The sequence below is a fragment of the Streptomyces sp. NRRL B-24484 genome (genome assembly GCF_000717715.1).
Lineage (GTDB): Bacteria > Actinomycetota > Actinomycetes > Streptomycetales > Streptomycetaceae > Kitasatospora.
Genome location: NZ_JOAI01000008.1, coordinates 50042 through 71968, shown reverse-complemented (window position 1 = coordinate 71968; position 21927 = coordinate 50042). Strand labels below are relative to the sequence as shown.

At 74.5% G+C, this 21927-nt stretch carries 19 protein-coding genes; 12 read left to right on the top strand and 7 right to left on the bottom strand.

Annotated features, from left to right (window positions below):
* The first annotated feature begins 16 nt into the window (after positions 1 to 16).
* Together IE98_RS0109725 and IE98_RS48975 are read left to right on the top strand one after the other, a co-directional pair.
* Positions 17 to 1024 carry an AAA family ATPase gene (locus IE98_RS0109725; RefSeq protein WP_030267408.1) on the top strand — a complete coding sequence of 336 codons (1008 nt, stop codon included), beginning with the start codon at positions 17 to 19 and terminating at the stop codon, positions 1022 to 1024.
* Positions 1014 to 4046 carry a TIR-like protein FxsC gene (locus IE98_RS48975; protein WP_052390345.1) on the top strand — a complete coding sequence of 1011 codons (3033 nt, stop codon included), beginning with the start codon at positions 1014 to 1016 and terminating at the stop codon, positions 4044 to 4046. The genes IE98_RS0109725 and IE98_RS48975 overlap by 11 nt, the downstream gene beginning before the upstream one ends.
* On the opposite strand, the gene kynU is transcribed toward IE98_RS48975, so the two are convergent.
* Both kynU and IE98_RS50040 read right to left on the bottom strand, forming a co-directional pair.
* Positions 4021 to 5244: a kynureninase gene (gene kynU / locus IE98_RS50045; RefSeq protein WP_199922889.1), complete on the bottom strand. Its 1224-nt coding sequence runs from the start codon at positions 5242 to 5244 to the stop codon at positions 4021 to 4023. The two genes, IE98_RS48975 and kynU, sit on opposite strands and share 26 nt — an antisense overlap.
* Positions 5241 to 6071 (bottom strand): tryptophan 2,3-dioxygenase, encoded by an 831-nt coding sequence (locus IE98_RS50040; RefSeq protein WP_030267401.1) that lies wholly within the window; start codon positions 6069 to 6071, stop codon positions 5241 to 5243. The genes kynU and IE98_RS50040 overlap by 4 nt, the downstream gene beginning before the upstream one ends.
* A gap of 179 nt (positions 6072 to 6250) precedes the next feature.
* On the opposite strand from IE98_RS50040, the gene IE98_RS0109705 reads away from it, so the two are divergent.
* Together IE98_RS0109705 and IE98_RS0109700 are read left to right on the top strand one after the other, a co-directional pair.
* Entirely contained in the window at positions 6251 to 6685 is a 435-nt protein-coding gene (locus IE98_RS0109705; RefSeq protein ID WP_030267398.1) for an Lrp/AsnC family transcriptional regulator, read from the top strand.
* A gap of 84 nt (positions 6686 to 6769) precedes the next feature.
* The gene (locus IE98_RS0109700; RefSeq protein ID WP_030267395.1) at positions 6770 to 8035 is read left to right on the top strand and encodes an alanine racemase; all 1266 of its coding nucleotides are present in this window, start codon (positions 6770 to 6772) and stop codon (positions 8033 to 8035) included.
* 22 nt (positions 8036 to 8057) lie between these two features.
* Here IE98_RS0109700 and IE98_RS0109695 read toward each other — a convergent pair whose 3' ends face one another.
* Positions 8058 to 8741 carry a DUF4232 domain-containing protein gene (locus IE98_RS0109695; RefSeq protein ID WP_030267392.1) on the bottom strand — a complete coding sequence of 228 codons (684 nt, stop codon included), beginning with the start codon at positions 8739 to 8741 and terminating at the stop codon, positions 8058 to 8060.
* A 122-nt stretch (positions 8742 to 8863) separates the two neighbouring features.
* Positions 8864 to 9175 carry a barstar family protein gene (locus IE98_RS0109690; protein ID WP_052390344.1) on the bottom strand — a complete coding sequence of 104 codons (312 nt, stop codon included), beginning with the start codon at positions 9173 to 9175 and terminating at the stop codon, positions 8864 to 8866.
* Between the two features lie 104 nt (positions 9176 to 9279).
* On the opposite strand from IE98_RS0109690, the gene IE98_RS0109685 reads away from it, so the two are divergent.
* From IE98_RS0109685 to IE98_RS0109675, 3 genes are all read left to right on the top strand, one after another.
* Complete coding sequence (locus tag IE98_RS0109685; RefSeq protein WP_030267386.1) at positions 9280 to 9843, top strand: DoxX family protein; 564 nt, start codon at positions 9280 to 9282, stop codon at positions 9841 to 9843.
* Positions 9844 to 9909: 66 nt separating this feature from the next.
* Positions 9910 to 10425 carry a hypothetical protein gene (locus IE98_RS0109680; RefSeq protein WP_030267382.1) on the top strand — a complete coding sequence of 172 codons (516 nt, stop codon included), beginning with the start codon at positions 9910 to 9912 and terminating at the stop codon, positions 10423 to 10425.
* A 284-nt stretch (positions 10426 to 10709) separates the two neighbouring features.
* The gene (locus IE98_RS0109675; RefSeq protein WP_078660891.1) at positions 10710 to 12512 is read left to right on the top strand and encodes a glycosyl hydrolase family 18 protein; all 1803 of its coding nucleotides are present in this window, start codon (positions 10710 to 10712) and stop codon (positions 12510 to 12512) included.
* 101 nt (positions 12513 to 12613) lie between these two features.
* Here IE98_RS0109675 and IE98_RS0109670 read toward each other — a convergent pair whose 3' ends face one another.
* Entirely contained in the window at positions 12614 to 13174 is a 561-nt protein-coding gene (locus IE98_RS0109670; protein ID WP_078660890.1) for a MarR family winged helix-turn-helix transcriptional regulator, read from the bottom strand.
* Between the two features lie 140 nt (positions 13175 to 13314).
* On the opposite strand from IE98_RS0109670, the gene IE98_RS0109665 reads away from it, so the two are divergent.
* Together IE98_RS0109665 and IE98_RS0109660 are read left to right on the top strand one after the other, a co-directional pair.
* Positions 13315 to 14631 (top strand): MFS transporter, encoded by a 1317-nt coding sequence (locus IE98_RS0109665; protein ID WP_234443477.1) that lies wholly within the window; start codon positions 13315 to 13317, stop codon positions 14629 to 14631.
* A 112-nt stretch (positions 14632 to 14743) separates the two neighbouring features.
* Positions 14744 to 16129, top strand: coding sequence for an FAD-binding oxidoreductase (locus IE98_RS0109660; RefSeq protein WP_030267370.1), 1386 nt, complete (start codon positions 14744 to 14746; stop codon positions 16127 to 16129).
* Positions 16130 to 16156: 27 nt separating this feature from the next.
* Here the strand turns inward: IE98_RS0109660 and IE98_RS0109655 are convergent, their stop codons facing one another.
* A complete protein-coding gene (locus tag IE98_RS0109655; RefSeq protein ID WP_052390343.1) occupies positions 16157 to 17440 on the bottom strand; it encodes a Mu transposase domain-containing protein in 1284 nt (427 codons plus the stop codon).
* A gap of 337 nt (positions 17441 to 17777) precedes the next feature.
* Between IE98_RS0109655 and IE98_RS0109650 the strand changes: the two genes are divergently transcribed.
* Together IE98_RS0109650 and IE98_RS0109645 are read left to right on the top strand one after the other, a co-directional pair.
* A complete protein-coding gene (locus IE98_RS0109650) occupies positions 17778 to 18098 on the top strand; it encodes a hypothetical protein (protein ID WP_030267364.1) in 321 nt (106 codons plus the stop codon).
* 157 nt (positions 18099 to 18255) lie between these two features.
* Positions 18256 to 18795, top strand: coding sequence for a DUF2637 domain-containing protein (locus tag IE98_RS0109645; RefSeq protein WP_159400867.1), 540 nt, complete (start codon positions 18256 to 18258; stop codon positions 18793 to 18795).
* A 251-nt stretch (positions 18796 to 19046) separates the two neighbouring features.
* Here the strand turns inward: IE98_RS0109645 and IE98_RS0109640 are convergent, their stop codons facing one another.
* Positions 19047 to 20114 carry a MerR family transcriptional regulator gene (locus tag IE98_RS0109640; RefSeq protein ID WP_030267359.1) on the bottom strand — a complete coding sequence of 356 codons (1068 nt, stop codon included), beginning with the start codon at positions 20112 to 20114 and terminating at the stop codon, positions 19047 to 19049.
* 183 nt (positions 20115 to 20297) lie between these two features.
* Here IE98_RS0109640 and IE98_RS0109635 point away from each other — a divergent pair, with 183 nt between their 5' ends.
* The gene (locus IE98_RS0109635) at positions 20298 to 21926 is read left to right on the top strand and encodes a dolichyl-phosphate-mannose--protein mannosyltransferase (RefSeq protein WP_078660888.1); all 1629 of its coding nucleotides are present in this window, start codon (positions 20298 to 20300) and stop codon (positions 21924 to 21926) included.
* The last annotated feature ends 1 nt before the right edge of the window (position 21927 follow it).

Below are 21927 nucleotides of genomic sequence, written 5' to 3'. Positions count from 1 at the left end.
CAGGAGCAGGAGAGCAATGCCGCTGAAGCGCATCTACCAGGGCGTCAACGAGCCGCACGACGGCATCGCCGAGCTGCCCGCACCGCCGCCCTGGCGCGACTTCGACGGGGGGCCGCTGCTGCCGCAGCCCGAGGGCCCCGCCGACCCCGTGCCCGACCCGGCCCGGCACCGCGCCGCGACCTTCCGCCCCACCCCCGAGACCGTCGAACTCGTCAACGCGGCGCTCTACCTCCGGCGGCCGCTGCTGGTCACCGGACCGCCCGGCGGCGGCAAGTCCAGCCTGCCGTACGCGGTCGCCCGTGAACTCGGCCTCGGCCCGGTGCTCCGCTGGAACATCACCAGCCGCACCACCCTGCGCGACGGCCTGTACCAGTACGACCCGCTCTCCCGCCTCTACGCCGCCAACCGCTCCGGCCCGCAGACCCCCGACGCCTCGCTCGACGAGCACCTGCGGCTCGGCCCGCTCGGCACCGCCCTGCTGCCCTACCGGCGGCCCCGGGTGCTGCTCATCGACGAGATCGACAAGGGCGACCTGGACCTGCCCAACGACCTGCTGCACATCCTGGAGGAGGGCCAGTACGAGATCGACGAACTCGTCCGCGCCGCGCCCCAGCAGCCCGAGGCGCACGTGCTCACCGCCGACGGCACCGGCCGGGCTCCCGTCCGCTCCGGCCGGGTCCGCTGCCGGGCCTTCCCGTTCACCGTGCTCACCTCCAACGCCGAACGCGAGTTCCCCGCCGCCTTCCTCCGCCGCTGCGTGGTGCTGGAGCTGCGCCGCCCGGAGGGCGCCGAGCTGGAGTCCATCGTCCACTCCCACCTCCCGGACTCCGACCGGCAGTTGGTCACCGAGATCCTCGACGTCTTCCTCGCCCGCCGGGAGGAGGGCGAACTCGCCACCGACCAGCTGCTCAACGCCATCTACCTCACCTCCCGCCCCGAACTCGGCGACGCCGCCGACCGCGCCGCGCTCGCCGCCCAGGTGATGCCCTACCTCAGCCGCGGCCAGGACGACGATGTCTTCTGACCCGGCGGCCCTGGACCGCCTCACCGACCTGCTCGCCGAACTCGGCCTCGCCCCCCGGGCCCCCGTCGAGCTGGCCGAGCTGCTCTGGCTGGCCGCCCGCGGCACCGAGGGCGGCACCGGGGCGGACACCGCAGGCCGGGCCGCCCCGCGCACCGACCGCCCGGCCGCCGGCACCCCGAACGGTCACCGTCCCCGCCACCGCACCGAACACACCCCCGGCCCGGACGGCACCGGCCCGCGCACCGCCCTGCACCTGCCCGCCCCGGACCGCGGCGGCCGATCCGCCCCCGCCGTCCCCGCGCCCACCCCCGGTGCGCCGATGCTGGCCCGTCCGCTGTCGCTGCAGCGCGCCCTGCGCCCGCTGAAGCGGCTCGTCCCGGACGAGCGCCGACGCCTCCTCGACGAGCAGGCCACCGCCGACCGGATCGCCGAGGCGCTGCGCGAACCCGGCCCCGTCCAGTGGCTGCCCGTGCTGCGGCCCAGCACCGAGCGCTGGCTCGACCTGCACCTGGTGCTCGACGTCGGCCCGACGATGACCCTGTGGCGGCCGCTCGCCCGCGAACTGCGCACGCTCTTCCAGCAGACCGGCGCCTTCCGCCAGGTCGGCTCCGGCCGCCTGCTCGCGGACGGCCGGCTCGCGCACCGCCGGATCGCCGAGGGCCGCTCCGCCGTGCTGGTGATCAGTGACTGCATGGGCCCGCAGTGGCGCTCGGGGCCGGCCGGCGACCGCTGGCACCGCACCCTGCACGCGCTCGCCCGGCGGCTGCCGGTGGCGGTCGTCCAGCCGCTGCCCGAGCGGCTCTGGCCGCTGACCGCGGTGCCCGCCGTGCCCGGGGTGTTCACCGCCACCGAGGCCGGCGCGCCCGACGCCGCCTACACCTTCACCCCGTTCACCGACGCCCCGCCCGGGCGCGGCGCACCGGCCGTCCCGGTGCTGGAGCCCGGCCCCGAGTGGCTGGCCAACTGGGCGCAGCTGGTGGGCAGTCCGACGGGCGGGCAGGTGGTCGGCGCGGCGCTCATGGTCGGCGCGGCGACGAACCCCGCGGGCCGGGTGGTCGAGGCCGGGCCGGACCCGGAGGAGCTGACCGCCGAGGAGCTGGTCGTCCGGTTCCGGGCGACGGCCTCCCGGGAGGCGTTCACCCTCGCCGGGATGACCGCGCTGACCACGCCCGCACTGCCGGTGATGCGGCTGCTCCAGCAGGTCGGGCTGGCCCGGCCGCAGCCGCAGCACCTGGCGGAGGTGGTGGTCAGCGGTCTGCTGCGCGAACAGCCGGGCCGGCCCGGCTACTTCGCGTTCCGCCCGGGGGTGCGGGAGCTGCTGCTGCACACCCTGCCGCGGTCCACCGCGCACCATGCACTGGAGCTGCTGATCCGGGTGGGCGGGCGGATCGGCGACCCGGGCCGGACGGGCGCCGGCACCTTCCCGGCATGGGTGGAGACGGCCGGCGGCGGCACCCTGACCATGCTGGACACCCGGCCCTTCGCCCTGGTCAGCCCCGAGGCGGCCCGGCTGCTCGGGGTCACCGGCGCCCCGGTGTTCACCCTGGCCGGCCCGATCGCCGGGACGCACACCGCCGACACCGGGTCCGCGGCACAGCAGCAGCAGGAGGCGGCCCGACCGGTCGAGGAGGACACGCCGGCCGTCCCCGCGCCGCCCGAACCCGCCGCGCTGCCCGATCCGGAGCGCTCCCGGGCGGTGCTGCTGCTGACCACCTCGCGCGGCGCCCCGGGCGAGGTGCTGGAGGAGCAGGAGTACACCGCGCTGCGCGATCTCGCCGCGCTCGCCGAGGCCCTGGTCGACCCGGCGCTGGTGGGGCTGGACCGGCGGCACATCTGGCTCGGCGAGGACGACCCGGACGGCTTCCAGCGGGCGCTGCAGCGGGCCGTGCAGGAGGCCGAGGACACCCTGGTGGTGCACGTCGGCGGCCCGCTCGGCCCCGGCGACGAGCTGGGGGTGGCGGTCGGTGCCGGCCGCTGGGGCGGGGTGCACCGGCCGGGCCTGGACTGGCAGGCGGTGGTGGAGACGGTCGCCGGCGGCCGGGCGGCCCGGCGGCTGCTGATCCTGGACGGCTCGCGGAGCGTGCCGCCGGAGCCGGCCGCGGGCGGCCCGGTGGCGGTCGACCCGGGCAGCTTCCAGGTGGTCAACCTCCGCCACCCGGTGGACCGTTCGGTGGCGGGACGGCTGGCGGCGGCGATCCGCACCGGCGACCCGGACGGCGCGCCGCAGCTGACCGTCCACCACCTGCTGGAGATCGCCCTGCAGTCCACCCCGCCGGCGCCGCCGGTGACCCGGATCTGGCCGCCCCGGGACGGCCGTCCGCTGGTGCTCGCCCGCAACGCCCAACTGCACGGCGGGCCGGTCGAGTCGCGCACCCCCTCGCACTCGGGCACGCACCGCAAGGAGCCGGCCGGCCCGGAGGCGCCCAGACCCTACTTCTTCCTCAGCCACCCCGGCGGCCCGGGCGGCCGTACGGTGGACCGGCTCTTCCAGGACCTCTGCGAGGAGGTGCTCCAGCTGACCGACCTGCCGTCCGCGGTGCCGCCCGGCTTCGTCGACCGCAGCCCCGAGCTGGACAGCTGGTCGCGCTGGCAGATCACCGAGGCGCTCGCCACCTGCCGGGTCTTCGTGCCGCTGTACTCGCCGCGCTACTTCGCCAGCGAGCGCTGCGGCCGCGAGTGGTACGGCTTCGCCCGCCGGGCGGCCCGGGCCGCGGAGCGCTCGGCGGTGCAGGCGAGCGGGATCGTCCCGGTGATCTGGCTGCCGGTGTCCTCGGCCGAGCAGCCCGCGGCCGCCCGCCAACTGCGCTTCAACCACCGCAGCCTGGGCCCGGAGTACCAGAGCGAGGGCCTGTACGCGCTGGCCCGGGCCGCCGGCCGGCGCGAGCTGTACGAGCTCGCGGTGCACCGGCTGGCGACCCGGATCGTGCAGGTCGCGCACGAGACCCGCATCCCCCCGGGCCGCCCGCTGAACTGGGACGGCCTGGAGAACGCCTTCCTCAGGTCACCGCGCCCCGGCGGCTGAACCGGTCCTCGCGCCACTCGCCGCTCTCCAGCACCTCGGCGAGGTGCCGCACCGCGTCGAAGACGTCCGTGCGGGAGAGGTAGAGCGGGGTGAAGCCGAAGCGCATCAGGTCGGGGGCGCGGAAGTCGCCGATCACCCCGCGGGCGATCAGCGCCTGCATCACCGTGTAGCCCTCGGGGTGCCGCAGCGAGACGTGGCTGCCGCGCCGGGCGTGCTCGCGGGGGGTGACCGACTCCAGCCCGAGCGGCTCGACGAGCTCCAGGAACAGGTCGGTGAGCGCCAGCGAGGCGGCCCGCACCTGTGCCAGGTCGGCCTTCTCCCAGACGTCCAGGGCGGCGTCCAGCCCGGCCATGCCGAGCAGCGGCGGGGTGCCGGTCAGGAAGCGGCCGATGCCCTCGGTCGGCGCGTACGAGGGCTCGAAGGCGAACGGCCGGGCGTGGCCGAACCAGCCGCTCAACGGCTGTGCGGCCGCGGCCTGGTGGCGCTGCGCCGCGTACAGGAAGGCGGGTGCGCCGGGGCCGCCGTTGAGGTACTTGTAGCCGCAGCCGACGGCGAAGTCCACGCCGCAGGCGTCGAGTTCGATCGGCAGCGCACCGGCGGTGTGGCACAGGTCCCAGACCATCAGGGCGCCGGCGGCGTGCACCTGCGCGGTGATCGCGGCCATGTCCAGCAGTTCGCCGGTGCGGTAGTCCACGTGCGAGAGCACCACCACGGCGGTGTCCTCGCCGAGGTGCTCGCCGAGGTCGGCGGCGCGCGGCAGCAGCACGGTGCGGGCGCCGTCGAAGAGGCCGGTGACGCCCTCGGTGATGTACAGGTCGGTCGGGAAGGCGGCGTGCTCGGCGAGCAGCGTGCTGCGCCCCGGCCGCATCCGCAGGGCCGCGCCGATCACCTTGAAGAGGTTCACGGAGGTGGAGTCGCAGACCACCACCTGGCCCGGGGCCGCGCCCAGCATGGGCGAGAGCCGCTCGCCGAGGCGGTGCGGCAGGGCGAACCAGCCGGCGTCGTTCCAGCTGCGGATCAGGCCCTCGCCCCACTCGCGCTCGACCATGCCGGCGACCCGGGCCGCGGTGCCCTTCGGCAGGGCGCCGAGCGAGTTGCCGTCCAGGTAGAGCACGCCCTCGGGCAGGGCGAACTCGCCGCGCAGGGCGGCCAGCGGGTCGGCGGCGTCGAGGGCCGCGCACTCCTCGCGGGTGGTCACAGTTCGTTCCTCACGGTCCACAGCTCGGGGAAGACGTCCTGGTCGGCGGACTGCTTGAGCCAGCTGAGGCCGCTGGAGCCGCCGGTGCCGGGCTTGGCGCCCATGGTGCGCTTGACCGAGGAGAGGTGGCGCTGGCGCCAGCGGGTGACCCGCTCCGCGGTGTCCAGCAGCGCCTCGCCGAGCCGGGCGAGCTCGGCCAGCTCCGGGTCGGTGTAGACCCGGCGCCAGGCCTGCTCGACCTCGGCGCTGTGCCGGTGCCGGCCCGGGGTCGGCTCGTGCGGCACGTCCACCCCGCGGCGGGCGAGCAGGGCGAGCGCGTCGTCGTACAGGCTGGCGCCGTTCAGGGCCTCGGTGAGCTCGGCGTGCACGGCGGGGGAGTCCTCGTACATCCGCAGCAGCGAGCCGGCCTTGTTGCCGAGCAGGAACTCCAGCCGCAGGAAGGCCGAGGACTGGAAGCCGGAGGCCTCGCCCAGCACCTCGCGGAAGGAGTTGAACTCGGCGGGCGTCATGGTGGCGAGCAGGTCCCAGGAGCCGACCAGCACGTCCTGTATGTGGGTGCCGCGGCGCAGGGCGGCGACCGCGCCGGCGGGGTCGTTCTCGCGCAGCGCCAGCTGGGCGGCGACCCACTCGCGCTGCAGCAGGTCGAAGAGCAGCTCCATCACCTGCGTGGCGACGATGAACGTGTACTCGGCCGGCACCTTGCTGCGCGGCTGCTGCAGGCCGTGCAGCACGTCCAGCATGGCGTAGCGCGCGTACGGGGTGCCGTTGCCGGGCTCCCCCTGCGGCGCGAAGGCGAGATTCGGCCGGTCGACGGTGTCCCCGCCCATGGCACTCCTCCTGGTGTGTCCTGTTACGTCCCACTCCCATCGTGGGGGTCACCATTGTGCGGCGGCATCCGTTCCGTCTTGAATGGGCGGCGGGCAGCGAAACCGCGCCCCGGCTTCACGAACACAAGGTCTTGGAGCCGATCCGCTTTGCGAACGCAAACCCGACCCCGGGAGTCGCCATGGACGCCGTCGACCGGCTGCTGCTCGCCGAACTGCAGGCCGACGCCCGGCTCTCCTACAACGAGCTCTCCCGGCGGGTGAAGCTCTCCGCCCCGGCCGTCGCCGAACGGGTCCGCCGGCTGGAGGCCGACGGGGTGATCACCGGCTACCACGCGCACGTCGACCCCGCCCGGGCCGGCCTGAACGTGATGGCCCTGGTCACCATGCAGTGCTACGGCCCGCACTGCGTGCTCCGCGACCCCGAGGTGACCCGCTGGCCCGAGGTCTTCCAGCTGCACCGGGTCACCGGCGGCGCCTGCTGCATCCTGCTGGTCGGGGTGCCCGGCATGGTCGCCTTCGAACAGCTCATCGACCGGCTCGCCGCCTACGGCCAGCCCGCCAGCTCGATGATCCTCTCCAGCCCCGTCCCCTGGCGGCCCGTGGTGGCGCCGTAGGCCCGCGGCCCGGCGGCGACGGCATAGGCTGCCCGTCGGACGCCCGGGACGCCGCGGGCGCGGGCGAGAGGACGGCTGGGCGCGATGGAGCTGATCGACCGGGCGAAGGTGGCCGAACTGGCCGGGGAACGGCTGGACTTCCGCTTCAAGGCGATCCCCGCCGAGGCGTGGGGCCTCACCGTCGCCGAGTACCTCGCCACCGCCCCCGGGCTGGACGGCCTCGGCACCCCGCTGCTGACCCTGGACGCCGCCGCCCTCGACCACAACCTGCGCACCATGGCCGCCTGGTGCGAGCAGGCCGGCGTCGGCCTCGCCCCGCACGGCAAGACCTCGATGGCCCCCGCCCTCTGGCAGCGCCACCTGGACGCGGGCGCCTGCGCCGTCACCCTCGCCAACCTGCCGCAGCTGCGGGTCGGCCGCGCCTTCGGGCTGCGCCGCATCCACCTGGCCAACACCCTGCTCGACCCGGCCGGGCTGCGCTGGCTCTCCGCCGAACTCGCCGCCGACCCGGAGTTCCGCTTCGCGAGCTGGGTCGACTCCACCCGCGCCGTCGCCCTGATGTCCGAGGCGCTGCGCGGTGCGCCCGCCCCGGTCGACGTCTGCGTGGAGCTCGGCGCCCCCGGCGGCCGTACGGGGTGCCGCACGCTCTCCGAGGCGGTCGAGGTGGCCCGCGCCGTGCACGCCGCGCCCGGCCTGCGGCTGGCCGGCGTCAGCGGCTACGAGGGCCCGATCGGCCCGGACGCCTCCCCGGCCTCCGTCTCCGCCGTGACCGGCTACCTGCGGGGGATGGCCGAACTGCACCGGCAGCTCGCCGGCGAGGGCCTGTTCGACGCGGTGGACGAGGTGTGGGTGACGGCCGGCGGCAGCGCCTTCTTCGACACCGTCGCCGAGGAACTCGCCCCGCTCGCCGACGCCCGGACCCGCGTGGTCGTCCGGGCCGGCGCCTACCTCGCCCACGACGACGGCTTCTACCGCGGCATCTCGCCGTTCGGCCGCCGCGGCGCCGGCGAGCCGCTGCGCGCCGCGCTGCACGGCTGGGCCCGGGTGGTGTCCGTCCCGGAGCCCGGCCTCGCCCTGCTGGACGCCGGCAAGCGCGACCTCCCGGTCGACCTCGGCCTGCCGGCCCCGCAGGAGGTCCGCGGCGGCAAGCCGCTGACCGGTGCGACGGTGAGCGCCCTCAACGACCAGCACGCCTACCTGCGGGGCGCCGAGGTCGCCGTCGGCGAGGTCGTCCGCCTCGGGATCTCCCACCCGTGCACGGCCTTCGACCGGTGGACGCTGATCCCGGTGCTCGACGACGCGGACGCGGACCGCCCGCGCGTCGTCGACCTCGTCCGGACGTTCTTCTGACCGGCCCCGCGGAGCGCGGGCGTCAGCCGAGCAGGACGCCCTGGTTGGAGGGCTGGAGGGTGCCGACGGTGAAGCCGGCCTTCGCGACGGGGAACTGCACGACCGGCTTGCCGTCGGTGCCGAGCACGGTGGCGGTCAGCCGGGTGGTCTCGTCCGGCGGGGTGACCACCAGGCCGGCGAGCACGCCGCAGGTCGCGTCGGCCTTGTCGCAGCTGTTCCAGGAGAGCCCGGAGAAGGCGGTGGTGCCGGGCTTGAGGGTGACGGCGACCGGCAGGCCGGGCTTGGCGACCCGGTGGGTGGCGGTGTCGGTGCGGGAGTTGTCGGCGAGCAGCCCGCCGTAGCCGAGGTAGCCCTTGACGGTGCAGCTGCGGCTGCCCTTGTTGGTCAGCATCACCATGGCCTTGCCGGCCTCCTGGATCTGCACGTCGGCCTTCAGGTCGGCGGTGCGGCAGCGGTCCGTGCCCGCCTGCGCGGCGGCCCCGCCCGTCCCGGCCGCCGAGCCCGGCCCCGCGGTCCCGGCGGGCGCGGCACTCGCGGTGGAGCCGTTCCCGGCCGCGGCCGCGGTGGCGGTGGAGGCCGCGGCGGCCGGCGCGCCGCTGCCGGCCGCGGTGGTGCCGTCGTCGCAGCCGACCGCGCCGAGGGCGAGGGCGAGCACGGCGGCGGCGGTGGCAGCGGCGCGGGCGGTGGCGGTCGGGCGGTGGTTCACGGGTGCTCCTGCGGGTCGCCGGTCACGGGGTGTCGGGCGTGACCACGCCCGGCGCCGGCGGCCCGGTTCTGCACGGAGTGTTCCGGCTCCGTAACGGCGGCCGGGGACGCCGTCACGGCCCGTCAGCGCAGCCGCACCGTGACGCCGCCCTGCTTCAGGACGTCCAGCACCGCCTCGAAGTAGCTGCACTCGCGGCCGGCCAGCAGCATCCGCCGGTCCAGGCCGGAGGCGGCGAGCGCGGAGGCGTGCCAGACCAGCACGAACGGCGGCTCGGGGCCGTAGCCGCCGCGCAGGCAGTCGGCGAGCGCGTCCAGGTTGCTGCCGTAGTAGCCGTCCGGCGGGCGGAGGGCCGCGCCGAGCGCGGTGAACAGCGACCGCTCGTCGGTGACCTCCGTCCCGTCGAGGTGGAACACGGGTGTGGCCGGCGCGGTCATGGCGCTCCTCGGTGGTTCGCCCGGATGGCGGTCCCGGGTCGAGCGGCCTCGGCCCGTGGGCTGGGATGGAGAGGACGTGCTGCCATCGACCCAGGGGCCCCATCATGACCAGTCTGCACCGCAAGGACCTCGGCCTGTTCGCCCTGCGCGCCGCCGTGGGCGGAGTGATGTTCGCGCACGGCGCGCAGAAGCTCTTCGGCTGGTTCGGCGGAGGGGGGATCGAAGGGACGGCCCAGGCCATGGAGCACATGGGCTACGAGCCGGGCCGGCCCAACGCCGTCGCCTCCGGGCTCGGCGAGGCCGGCGGCGGGGCGCTGCTCGTGCTCGGCCTGGCCACGCCGGTGGCCGGCTCGGTGGTGGCCGGGACGATGGCGGGCGCGATCGCCGTGCACGCCCCCGCCGGCTTCTTCGCGATGGGCGGCGGCTTCGAGTACCCCGGCCTGCTCGGCACCTGCGGGCTGGCCCTGGGCATCTCCGGGGCCGGCCGCTACTCGCTGGACCACGCGCTCGGCCACGTGCTGGACCGGCCGTGGGTCGGGCTGCTGGCCTTCGGCGCGAGCGCGATCGGCGCGGCCGCGGTGGTGACGCGCCGTCAGGACACCGTGCGCCGACGGGAGATCCGGGAGGTCGAGCAGGCCGCCATGCAGGAGGGCGCGGGGCTGTCCTGACCGGCGGGTCTTGCCGGACCCGGCCCCCACCCGCGAGAACCGCCGTTCCCACAGGAGCAGACACCCATGAACCTCCAGATCCGTTCCGCAGCCCTCCTGGGCGCCGCCGCGCTGCTGGGCGGTGCCGCACTGGCCGGCTGCTCGTCGGACTCCTCGCCGACCTCGGCCGCCTCCTCGGCGGCCGCCGCGATCGGCTCGAAGGCCTCCGAACTGGCCTCCTCGGCGGGGGCCCTCGCCTCCTCGGCGGCATCCGCGGTGGCCTCCGCGGAGGCGGCGGCCTCCTCGGCGGTGGCCGACGTCACGGGCGGGCTGGACGCCGCCGGGGACGTGAAGCTGGGCACCCCGGTGACGTCCTCGGACGGCAAGGTCGAGGTACCCATCACCGTTGCCAATGGGCAGAGCGACCCGCAGAAGTACCTGGTGCAGGTCGACTTCCAGGACGCGAGCGGCAACCGGCTGGACACCGTGGTGGTGACCGTTCCGGAGGTCGCGGCGGGCGGAACGGCGCAGGCCACGGCCACCAGCAACCGCTCGCTGAGCGGTCAGGTCAAGGCCGTCGTGAGCCGGGCGGTGCGGTACTGAGCCGTATCCCAACGGAACCTTAAGGGCACCTCAAGCCCAGGAGACGACTCTTGACGGGACGTTTGGTCTAGTCCATTTTTGTGGCCAGGTGCAGGGAGCCCCTGGGTCGGTGCCGGCGGTTCGGGCCGTCGGTACCGGCTCGGCACACCTCCCCGCACCTGGTTCTTCTTGCGTGTGCAGGCCAACGTTCGAATTCCCTGTCATGCCCCTGACGTGGCGGTCCCACCCGCCGCGACCTCCCCGGGGCTCGCGGGACCGCCCCCACAACCAGGAGTCACGCAGCCATGCTTCGTTCCGTTCCGTCCCGACCGCGGCCGAGCGGGCACCGCCGCCGCCGCGGCGTGGGCCTCCTCGCCGCAGGCACCGCGGCCTCCCTGCTGCTCGGCGGCGCGCTCGCGCTGACCGGCACCAGCGCCCAGGCCGCCCCCACCAACTCGACCGGTGCGCCCGCCACTTCGGGCGGCATCAAGGTCGCGTACTTCGACCAGTGGTCGATCTACTCCAACGCGTACTACCTGAAGACCGTTCAGGACACCGGCGTGGCCTCCAAGCTGGACTACCTGATCTACGACTTCGCCAACATCGACCCGACCAACCTCACCTGTTTCGAGGCGACCAAGGCCGCCTCGCAGAACGAGGACGACCCGAACGCGGGCGACGGTGCGGGCGACGCGTACGCCGACTACCAGAAGACCTTCGACACGGCGACCAGCGTGGACGGCGTCGCCGACACCTGGAACCAGCCGCTGGTCGGCAACTTCAACCAGCTGAAGAAGCTGAAGGCGAAGAACCCGAACCTCAAGGTGCTGCTGTCGATCGGCGGTTGGACCTACTCCAAGTACTTCTCCGACGTGTCGGCCACCGACGCGGCGCGCAAGAAGTTCGTCTCCTCCTGCGTCGACATGTTCATCAAGGGCAACCTGCCCGTGCAGGGCGGCTTCGGCGGCGCCGGCTCCGCGGCCGGCGTCTTCGACGGCTTCGACATCGACTGGGAGTACCCGGGCGGCGGCGGCCACACCGGCAACCACGCCTCGCCCAACGACAAGCAGAACTTCACCGCGCTGATGGCCGAGCTGCGCTCCCAGCTCGACGCCCAGGGCAAGACGGACGGCAAGAGCTACGCGCTCTCCGCCGCGGTCGGCGCCGGCCAGGACAAGATCAAGAACGTCGAGACCGACAAGCTCGGCCAGTACCTGACCTTCCTCGACGTCATGACCTACGACATGCACGGCGCGTGGGACAAGACCGGCCCGACCAACCACCAGGCGCCGATCTACAACAACCCGAGCGACCCGATGACCCCCGTCCCGGGCGGCACCGGCAAGTACTCGATCGACAACGCCGTCAAGGCGTGGACGGTCGGCGACCCGCAGTACGGCATCCCCGGCGGCTTCCCCGCCAAGAAGATCAACATGGGTGTGCCGTTCTACTACCGCGGCTGGACGGGCGTCCCCGCCGGTGCCAACCACGGCCTGTTCCAGAGCGCGACCGGCCCGGCCCCGGGCGCCGCGATGTCGGGCAACGTCGCCGGCATCCAGATGTACAAGGAGCTCAGCAGCTTCGTCGGCAACGCGGCGAACACCTACTGGGACGACGCGGCGAAGACCTCGTACTTCTACGACGGCACCACCTTCTGGACGGGTGAGAACGCCAAGTCGATCCAGGCCAAGATGGACTACGCGCACTGCAACGGCCTCGGCGGCTCCTTCGCCTTCTCGCTGTACGACCTGGGTACCCAGACGTCGCTCTTCGACACGATGGTGAGCGCGACCAACGGCTCCGCCGCCTCCTGCCCGGCGCCGACCACCTCGCCGACCGCCTCCGCCTCGCCGAGCTCCTCGCCCAGCTCCTCGGCCTCGCCGAGCTCCTCCCCGTCGACCTCGCCGTCGACCTCCCCCTCGACCTCGGCCAGCCCGACCGGTGGCACCTGCACCGCCCCGAGCTGGAACGCCGCCACGGTCTACGCGACCGCCGGCGCCAAGGTCTCCTGGAAGGGCCACAGCTACACCAACAAGTGGTGGACCCAGGGCGAGGACCCGACCCTCAGCGGCCAGTGGGGCGTCTGGACCGACAACGGCGCCTGCTGACCCGCGTCACCCCGCACCACCCCGCACCACCCGAGCTGAACGGGACTGCCCCGGACGGAACCTCCGTCCGGGGCAGTCCCCGTTCCGCGTCCGGGCGCGGGTCAGTCCAGGTCCTCGGTGCGGCCGAGGGCGTCCGGCTGGCTCCGCTCGATCCGGCGCATCATCCGGCCGAGCATCGCGGAGAGCGCGCCCCGGTCCTCGCCGGTGATGTCCTGCAGCAGGTCCGCCTCGAAGACGGCGGCCATCCGCATGAGCTCCAGCCACTTGTCGCGGCCGGGCTCGGTCAGCTCGACGATCACCCGGACCCGGTTGGCCTCGTCGCGCTCCCGGGTGACCAGGCCGTCGGCGACCATCCGGTCGATCCGGTGGGTCATCGCCGCCGGGGTGAGGCCCAGCCGCTTGGCGAGGTCGCTCGGGCCGAGCCGGTAGGGGCTGCCCGCGAAGACCAGGGCCTTGAGCACCTCCCATTCGGCGGACGTGATTCCCAGCACAGCCAGCTGGCGGCTGTAGGCCACGTTCATCCGGCGGGACAGCCGGGAGAGCGTGGACACGATCGTCTCGACCTGCGGGTCCACGGTGGGGAATTCCCGCTGGTAGAGGGCCACCTGCTCGGCGATGCCGAGCTCGGAGGCAGCCGGCTCGTCCGGCTTGCGTGTGCTCATGGCCGTCATTCTCCCACGCATGGTGCAGCTGTTAAGCCTTTGACAGCTGAGTCTTCGAAGACTTAGATTTTAGCTCTGAAATCTTGCAGTGTTAAAGCAGGAAGGGTTCAACCTTCCGCGACGACGAAGGGGTGTGCACGGTGACCGGCACGGTGAAGCAGTGGGCACGGCGGGCGGACGGAGCGGGCGGCCCGCTGCGCCGCGTCCAGATCGGCAACGCGCTGAGCGCGTTCGGCAGCGGGTTCACGATGCCGTACATGTTCGTGTACGTGGACCAGGTGCGGGGGCTCGGCTCGCTCGCGGCAGGGATGGTGTTCACCGTCTTCGCGCTCGCGGCGCTGGCGGTGCTGCCGTTCACCGGCCGCGGCATCGACCGGTACGGGCCGCGCCCGGTGCTGCTCGGCGGTGCCGCGCTCGCCGCGGTCGGCGCCTTCGCCTTCGGGCAGGCCGCCACCGCGCCGACCCTGCTGGTCTCCTCGTTCCTCTTCGGTGCGGGCATCACCGCCTGCCAGCCGGCGCTCGCCACGATGATCGTCCGCAGCACCGGCCGGGCCGGCCGGTCGCGGGCCTTCGCCCTGCAGTTCACCCTGGTCAACCTGGGCATGGGCATCGGCGCCCTGGTCGGCGGCCAGATCGTCGACCCCGCCGACCCGGCCAGCCTGACCCGGCTGTTCACCATCGAGGCGCTGACCCTGCTGGGCCTGGCCCTGGTGGCCGGCACCGCCCGCATCCCGCAGGCGGAGCCCGTCCCGGCCGCCGGGCACGGCGCGGCCCGGGGGCAGGGCCAGGGCCTGCGCGCGGTCGTGAAGGACAAGGCCATGCTGCGGCTCTGCCTGCTCGCCGGTCTGATCTTCTTCACCTGCTACGGGCAGTTCGAGTCCGGTGTCGCCGCCTTCGCCACCGACACGGTCGGCACCGCGCCGTCCGTGCTCGGCCTGGCGATCGGCGCCAACGCGCTGACCATCGTGCTGCTGCAGATGGTCGTCGTCCGGCTCACCGAGCGCCGCCGCCGCACCACCGCGATGGCCGCGGCCGGCGTGGTCTGGCTCGGCGCCTGGACGGCCGCCCTGGTCGCCGGCCTGGTCCGCTCGGACGCGCTCGCCGCGACCGTCGCCGTGGTCGCCGTGTACGCGCTGTTCGGCGTCGGCGAGTCGATGCTCGCCCCGACCCTCGGCCCGATCGTGGCCGACCTCGCCCCGGCCCGGCTGCTCGGCACCTACAACGCCGCGCACGCCCTGGTGAAGCAGATGGCCATCGCGGTCGGCCCGGCCGTCGGCGTGCTGCTCGTCGGTGCCGGCACCTGGCCGCTGTACCTGCTGGCGATGTCCGCCTGCACGGTGGGGATCGTGCTGCTGGCGGTGCGGCTGCGCGGCCACCTGACGCCGGCGCAGGACAACGCCGTCGTCGCGGTGGCGCAGGTCCGGCCGATCGTGCGGGAGCTGCAGACCGCGGCCTGAGCCGCTGTCAGGCCGCATCCGGCTCGGATGCGGCCTTCACCCGTCCGGCCTACTGTCGGAAGCGGGGCCGCCGGCCGCGGCGGTCCCGCACCGGCCGGAAGGACGGCTCACCATGGCACCCCCTGCGAACGGCGGCCTGCGTCCGGAAGAACTGGCCGAGGGCTTCGCCGGCCGGGTACTGCTGCCCGGCGACGAGGCCTACGGCGAGGCCAGGACCATCCACAACGCCATGATCGACCGCAGGCCCGCGGTGATCGCCCAGTGCGAGGGGCCCGCCGACGTGGCCGCGGCCCTGGCCTTCGGCCGCAGCCGCGGCCTGGAGACCGCCGTCCGCTGCGGCGGCCACGCGGTGAGCGGGCAGGCCCTGGTCGACGGCGGCCTCGTCCTCGACCTGCGGCGGATGAACGGGGTGCAGGTCGACCCGGACGCCCGGGTCGCCCGGGTCGGCGGCGGCGCCCTGATGCGCGACCTCGACCGGGCCGCCCAGCCGCACGGCCTCGCCACCACCGGCGGCCGCGCCTCCACCACCGGCATCGGCGGCTTCGCGCTCGGCGGCGGCTCCGGCTGGCTGGAGCGCCGCTTCGGCCTGATGTGCGACAACCTGCTCGCCGCCGACCTCGTCACCGCCGACGGCCGCCGGGTGCACGCCAGCGCGCAGGAGAACCCCGAGCTGTTCTGGGCACTGCACGGCGGCGGCGGCAACTTCGGCGTGGTCACCGAGTTCACCCTCGGCCTGCACCCGCTGCCCGGCTTCTCCATCGCCCTGCTGCTCTTCGAGGCCGACCGGGGCCTGGAGGTGCTGCGCGCCTACCGCGACACCATGGACGCCGCACCGGACGAGGTCGGCGGTGCCTTCATCCACCTCACCGCGCCGCCTGAGGAGTTCGTGCCGCCGCAGCTGGTCGGGCAGCACGCGGTCGGCGTCCTGCTCACCTACGCCGGCGACCTGGAGAGCGCCCGCCCGGCCTTCGCGCCGATGCTCGGACTCGGCCACGCCGCCGAGGTGGTCACCGACATCCCGTACCCCGACCTGCAGTGCATGCTCGACGACCCGCCCGGCTTCCGGAACTACTGGTCGGCCGAGTACCTCTCGGGCCTGCCGGACAAGGCGGTGGACGTCTTCACTGCCCGGGCCGAGGACATGATCGTGCCCTCGCCGAGCCAGCACATCGTCTTCCCGCTCGGCGGAGCGGTCGCGGCGGCCGGCCACGAGTGGCCCGTCCCGTGGCGGGCCGCCCCCTGGGCTGTCCACCCGTTCGCGGTCTGGGAGGACCCGGCCGACGACGAGCGCGGCCGCGCCTGGACGAAGGCCGTCCGCGCCGACATGGCGCCCTGGTCGATCGGCGCCGTCTACCTCAACTTCATCGGCGACGAGGGCGACGAACGCGCCGCGGCGGGACGCGGCGCCGAGAACCTCGCCCGGCTGGCCGCCGTCAAGGCCGAGTACGACCCGGAGAACGTCTTCCACTTCAACCACAACATCAGCCCGGCCGCCTGAGGCCGGGTCGGCTGCGGCCGGTCGAGGTCAGCCGCGGCGCGGGGCGCCCGGAGCGCGGCGCACCGGCCCCGCCGGCGCGGCACGCCCGTACTGTCCGCGCAGCGCCTCGGCCTCGGCGGACGCCTCCGCGGACAGCGGGCGGCGGACCCCGGTGTCCGGACAGCCCGCCGAACCGGACGGGACGGTGCGGGGCGGACGCTCCAGCACGAAGACCGTGTCGCCGTCGGCCACCGTCCGGCCCGCGCCGCGCGGGGCCAGCACGTGGCGCGCGATGACCGCACCGCTCGACGCGGTGATCGACAGCCGCGGCTCGTCCAGCCGGTGCCGGACCTCCACCAGTGCCCCGGCGAGGTCGGGCGGAACGGCGTAGCGGTTGCCGCGGAAGTGGACGAGGCCGCGCTGGTCGACCGTGCGGAGGGTGCGTACGCAGGCGGGGAACGGCGTCGGCGGCAGCGCGCCCAGCGCAGGGGCGGCGGACGGCCCGCCGTCGCCGGCCGGGAGCCGGTCGTCGGACCACGCCGCCAGGCGGTCGAGGATCTGCTGCGCCGCGCGCGGACCGAGGTCGTCGACGACGCTGCGCCAGTGCTGCCCGGCGGCCGCGGTGCGCCGCTCCTCCTCGGCGGTGGGGCCGACGGCCTCCAGCTCGATCTCCACCCCGTAGTACCGCCCCACCGGCGCGAACTCCTTGGCCAGCCGGCCGGTTGTCGGGCACCGGACGGGGGCGGCGCGGTCGAAGCGCCACCGCGGGGCGGTGCCCCCGAGCCGCCGCAGCAGGTGGTCGACGGCCTCCAGCACCTGCGGGAAGTCGTCGCTGTCGAGGAGGACCCCGCGCCAGCGGTGGGACCGGCGCAGCGAGCCGGTCAGCAGATGGGCCTTCGTGCCGCCGTCCCAGCCGGGCCGGGACTCGGCGAGGTCCGTCCAGCCGAACCGGATCTCCTCCTGGTCGGTCTCCGGTCCGTCCGTCGCGCCGCCGGGGACGCCGAGGTGGCAGTGTCCGCAGGGCGGGCGCAGGCGGTGTCTGCGCAGGGCCCGGGTGAAGGTCGAGTAGCCGCCGCGGTAGCCGAGGTCGGTGATCTCGTCGAGGAGCGCGGTCGCCGGCAGGTGCGGGTCGTCCGCCAGCCGCAGGCGGCAGTACGGGAGGAAGGAGAGGAAGACGTCCTCGGCCGGGGTGCGCACCCCGGGTTTGCGGTTCCCGGACAGGTACCGCCGGACGGTCTTGCGGTCCCGTCCGAGATGCCGGGCGATCGCCGAGATCGACCACCCCTGGCCGTGGAGCCGCCGGACATCCAGGTATTCGTTCGTGCTGAGCAACCCAAACCCCCTACGTGCAGGCTTGCCGGCCACATCGGCTGATAATTCGCGATGGAACGCTGCAAGAGAGTGACCCTACAGCACCGCTTTGAAGATCGGAATCAGAGGAAACGTTCCTCCGGTGCGTGGCGTCCGGGTAATTTCGGAGAGCGTGGCGTGGCACAACCGCGGTGCGCGCCGCACGGATGGGAAAATTCGGCGAGCGGTGTTGCGCATATGCTCGACCGCACCACCTGCGAGGAGATCCGCAGAGCGCGCACGGGCGTTCATACGGAATGTCGCCCGAATTCCGCACACCCGGGTGGAAGATCGCTTCGTTGACCGTGGTGTGATTCCCATGCCTGACCCAGCCACCCCGCACAGCTCCGAGCGCGACCCGATCTGCAGCCTCGGTGCCTGGCTCTTCGTCCCGGACCGGCAGAACGCCGCGGGTGACGTGGAGACCGGCTACCTGGTGCGCAACGGCCGGCGCGTCGTCCTGTGGCACTGTTCCCGGATCCTCGCCGACTTCCTCCGGACGCTGCGCCGCCTGGAATGCCGGTTCGCCGTTCCCGGCAGTGCCCCACTGCCCCCGGGGCCGCGCGCCGCCGACGTCCCGGAGGCGTCGCCGGCCGCCCATTCCGCGGCCGCCGCGGGGAATGAGCCGCCCCGTGCATGACCCGTTGCTGGAATTCTTTCGTCCGTACGGAAATGACCCGCTGTTTTCGGGTTCCGATGACCATTGTGAGGGGGTGATGGGCCCGCTCGCCGCCGACGTCGGATGGTATGCGTCGCCGACCGTCGAAATGTCCGGCGCCTGGAGTTCCGGCGTTTTCGTGCCGAGCCAGGCCGCCCCGGTCGACGATTCCCTGCCGCGGCCCGTCCCGCCGCCGCCGCGGACCCCGCGGAAGCGGCGCCGGGTGCGGGCCGCCGAGGCGCGGCGCGAGGAGGCGCTGAGCGAACTGTTCCGCACCACGCTCGCCGTCGCGGTGACGGTCGTGTGCGTGCTGGGGTGGGTCCTCTCCTACCCGCCGCTGCAGGACCTCGCCCTCGCCCGGGTGCCCGGCGGGCTGTCCCCGCTCTGGCCGGTCGTGGTCTACGGGCCCTGGCTCGCCGGCTGCCTGTCGGTGCTCCGGGCGGCCCTGGACGGCCGGCGCGCGCTGCACGCCTGGACGGTCGTCCTGGCGTTCTCCGCCGTCGCCACCGGGCTCTGCGTCTGCGGCGTCGCGCAGACCGTGCCGGACGTCATCGTCGCCGGGCTGCCTCCCGTGGCGGCGGCGATCTGCCTCGACCAGCTCGCGCGCCAGCTGATCACCCGGCACCCCTCGCAGCGGCCGCGCTCCCGGCACGGCGGGCGCTCGCGGCGGGGCGGATGACGTCCCGGCCGGCGGCAGGGGTCACGGCCGGCGGGGGGTGATCGGCCATGCGGGACTCCTGTCGCCGTGGTGCCGCCGCGGGGCCGGACGGTGGACCGGGTGCCGCGGGCGGCGGAACCACCGTAGGGAGCGATCGGCATATGCCCGAGGACATCGCCGCGGTCTCCACGGATTCGGCGCACCGTGTGCGATTCACCCCAACGGCCGCGTACCTGCATCCTCCGGTCTCCACGAGGGCCGGCCCCGGCCCCTCAGGGCGCGGTGGGCATCAGCAGCGAGAAGGTGCCCGCACGGTCGGGGAAGCGGACGGCCAGCGGGGCGACCGGGCCGCCGAGCTCCAGCACGAGCTGCCCGCGGGCGCCCGCACCGACCGCCTCCAGCAGGAAGTCCCGGTTGACCCGGACGCGCAGCCCGTCCTCCTCGGCCGCCGCACCGCCGACCGTGAGGACGCCGTCGGCGGAGACGGCGAGCTCCGAGACCGGGAAGTCCACCCCGTCCTGGTCCCGGCGCACGGTGCGCACGGGCCCGGTGCCGAGACCGTCGCGCAGCGCGTCCGCGGCGATCTCCACCCGGCGGACGGGCTCCATGCGCAGCATCGGGCGGTAGTCGGGGAAGTCGGCCGGCACCGGACTGCCGGTCACCTCGCGACCGCCCGCCGCGGCGGCCAGCGTGCCCTCGGCCACCGTCAGCTCGGCCGTGCCGTCGCCCGCGCCGGCGAGCAGGCCGCGCAGGCCGTCCACGAACGCGGTCGGTGCGAGCACGGCGACGGCCGGCCCTTCGACCGTGCCCGGCGCGGCCTCCGAGACGGCCAGGCGGTACCGGTCGGTGGCGACCAGGCGCAGCACCGCGCCGTCGGTCTCGAAGAGCACCCCGGCCACCTGGGGGAGCGAACCGTCGGGGCCGACCGCGAAGCGGACGGCGTCCAGGGCGGCGGCGAGCTCGGCGGCGGGCAGGGTCAGTCGGGTGCTCTGCACGGGGTTCTCCCTCAGTTCCAGCAGGTGTCGGACGGTGGACAGTTCGCGGCGGGCGTCCGCCAGCCCCTCCTCCAGCCGGCGCAGGTGCGCGTCCAGGGCGGCCGCGGCCTCGCCGGGCCCGCCGGCCAGCACCCGCGAGAGCTCCGCGAGCGGCATGCCGACCCGCCGCAGCCGGGCGATCAGCCGGGCGTCGGCGAGCTGCTCCGGTGCGTACCAGCGGTAGCCGGTCTGCGGGTCGACCCGGGCCGGGCCGAACACGCCCGCGCCGTCGTAGAAGCGCAGGGCGCTGATGGTGAGTCCGCTCAGCCGGGCGGTCTCGCCGATGCTGTGAAGTCCGCTGTCCACACCGCCGACTCTGCCCCCTCGACCAGGTCGAGGGTCAAACCGCGGGCGCGGTGGACAACGGCACCGCGCGGCCGGGCTAGGATCACTCCGACAAAGGCGACATAGCACCAGTCCGGGCCTGCGACCCGTCAGCCCGCGACCGCCGCGTCCGCCGCGACACCGAACGAGGAGCGGCGGGAGACCATGGCGCATCCGGCAGTCACCGAGCATGCACCGGCCACCGGCGTCCCCGCCGCAGCCCCGCCGCCGGCCGTCCGGCGCGGCCCGCTGCCGTGGATCCTGCGGCACGCCGACTGGCTCGGCCCGATCGCCGTCGCCCTGTTCGCCGGACTGCTGCGCTTCTGGGGCCTCGCGAAGCCGGACGCCTTCGTCTTCGACGAGACCTACTACCCCAAGGACGCCTGGTCGCTGCTGCACCAGGGCTACGAGGGCGTCTGGCCGGACCTCGCCAACCGGGAGATCATCTCCTCCCCGCAGAAGATCCCGCTGACCGCCGAGCCCGCGTTCATCGCCCACCCGCCGCTCGGGAAGTGGGTGATCGCGCTCGGCGAGTGGGTGTTCGGCCTGCACCCCTTCGGCTGGCGGGTGATGGTCGCCCTGCTCGGCACCCTCTCGGTGCTGATGCTCGCCCGGATCGGACGGCGGCTCTTCTCCTCCACCCTGCTCGGCTGCACCGCGGCCCTGCTGATGGCCGTCGACGGCCTGCACTTCGTGATGAGCCGGGTCGGCCTGCTGGACGGCGTGTCGATGTTCTTCGTGCTCGGCGCCTTCGGCTGCCTGCTCGTCGACCGCGACCGCACCCGGCAGGTGCTCGCCGCGGCCCGCGCCGAGGGCGGCCGGGCCGCCGACGAGGTCCGCCTCGGCCTGCGGCCCTGGCGGATCGGCGCCGGCGCCCTGCTCGGCTGCGCCGCCGCGGTGAAGTGGAACGGCCTGCAGGTCCTGCTGGTGTTCACCGTGCTGACGCTGCTGTGGGACCGCGCCGGCCGCCGCGGGGCCGGCGCCCACCGGCCGACCCGCAGCCTGCTCCGCCGCGACCTGCTGCCCGGTCTGCTCTCCACGGTCGGCGTCGCGCTGCTGGTGTACACCGCCTCCTGGACCGGCTGGTTCGCGAGCGACGGCGGCTTCGACCGGCACTGGGCCGACCACCGGGCCGGCCTGTCGATGCCGCGCACCCCGGTGGTGGACCTCCCGCTGCCGCAGGTGCCGATGACCTGGGTGCCGTCCGCGCTGCGCAGCTGGTGGCACTACCACGCCCAGATGTACGACTTCAACACCGGCCTGACCTCGCCGCACACCTACCAGTCCAACCCGTGGAGCTGGCTCGTCCAGGGCCGCCCGGTGTCCATGTACTGGCAGCAGCTCACCGCCGGCCAGGACGGCTGCACCGCGAACGGCGGCTGCGCCTCGCAGATCCTCGCGCTCGGCACCCCGCTGCTGTGGTGGGCCGCCTGCTTCGCCCTGGCCTACGCGCTGTGGCGCTGGGCGTTCCGGCGGGACTGGCGCTCCGGCGCGATCCTGGCCGGCGTCGCCGGGACCTACCTGCCCTGGTTCGGCTACCAGGAGCGGACGATCTTCTCCTTCTACATGGTCATCCTGGTGCCGTTCCTGTGCCTGGCGGTGGCCCAGATGCTGGGCGCGATGCTCGGCCCGGCGGGCTGCAGCCGGCGGCGCCGGATCTGGGGGGCGGCCGGCGCCGGACTCGTGGTCTTCGCGGTGGTCGGCTGCTTCGCCTACTTCTACCCGCTGTACACGGCGGAGGTGATCCCCATGTCGGAGTGGCAGGACCGGATGTGGTTCACCAGCTGGATCTGAC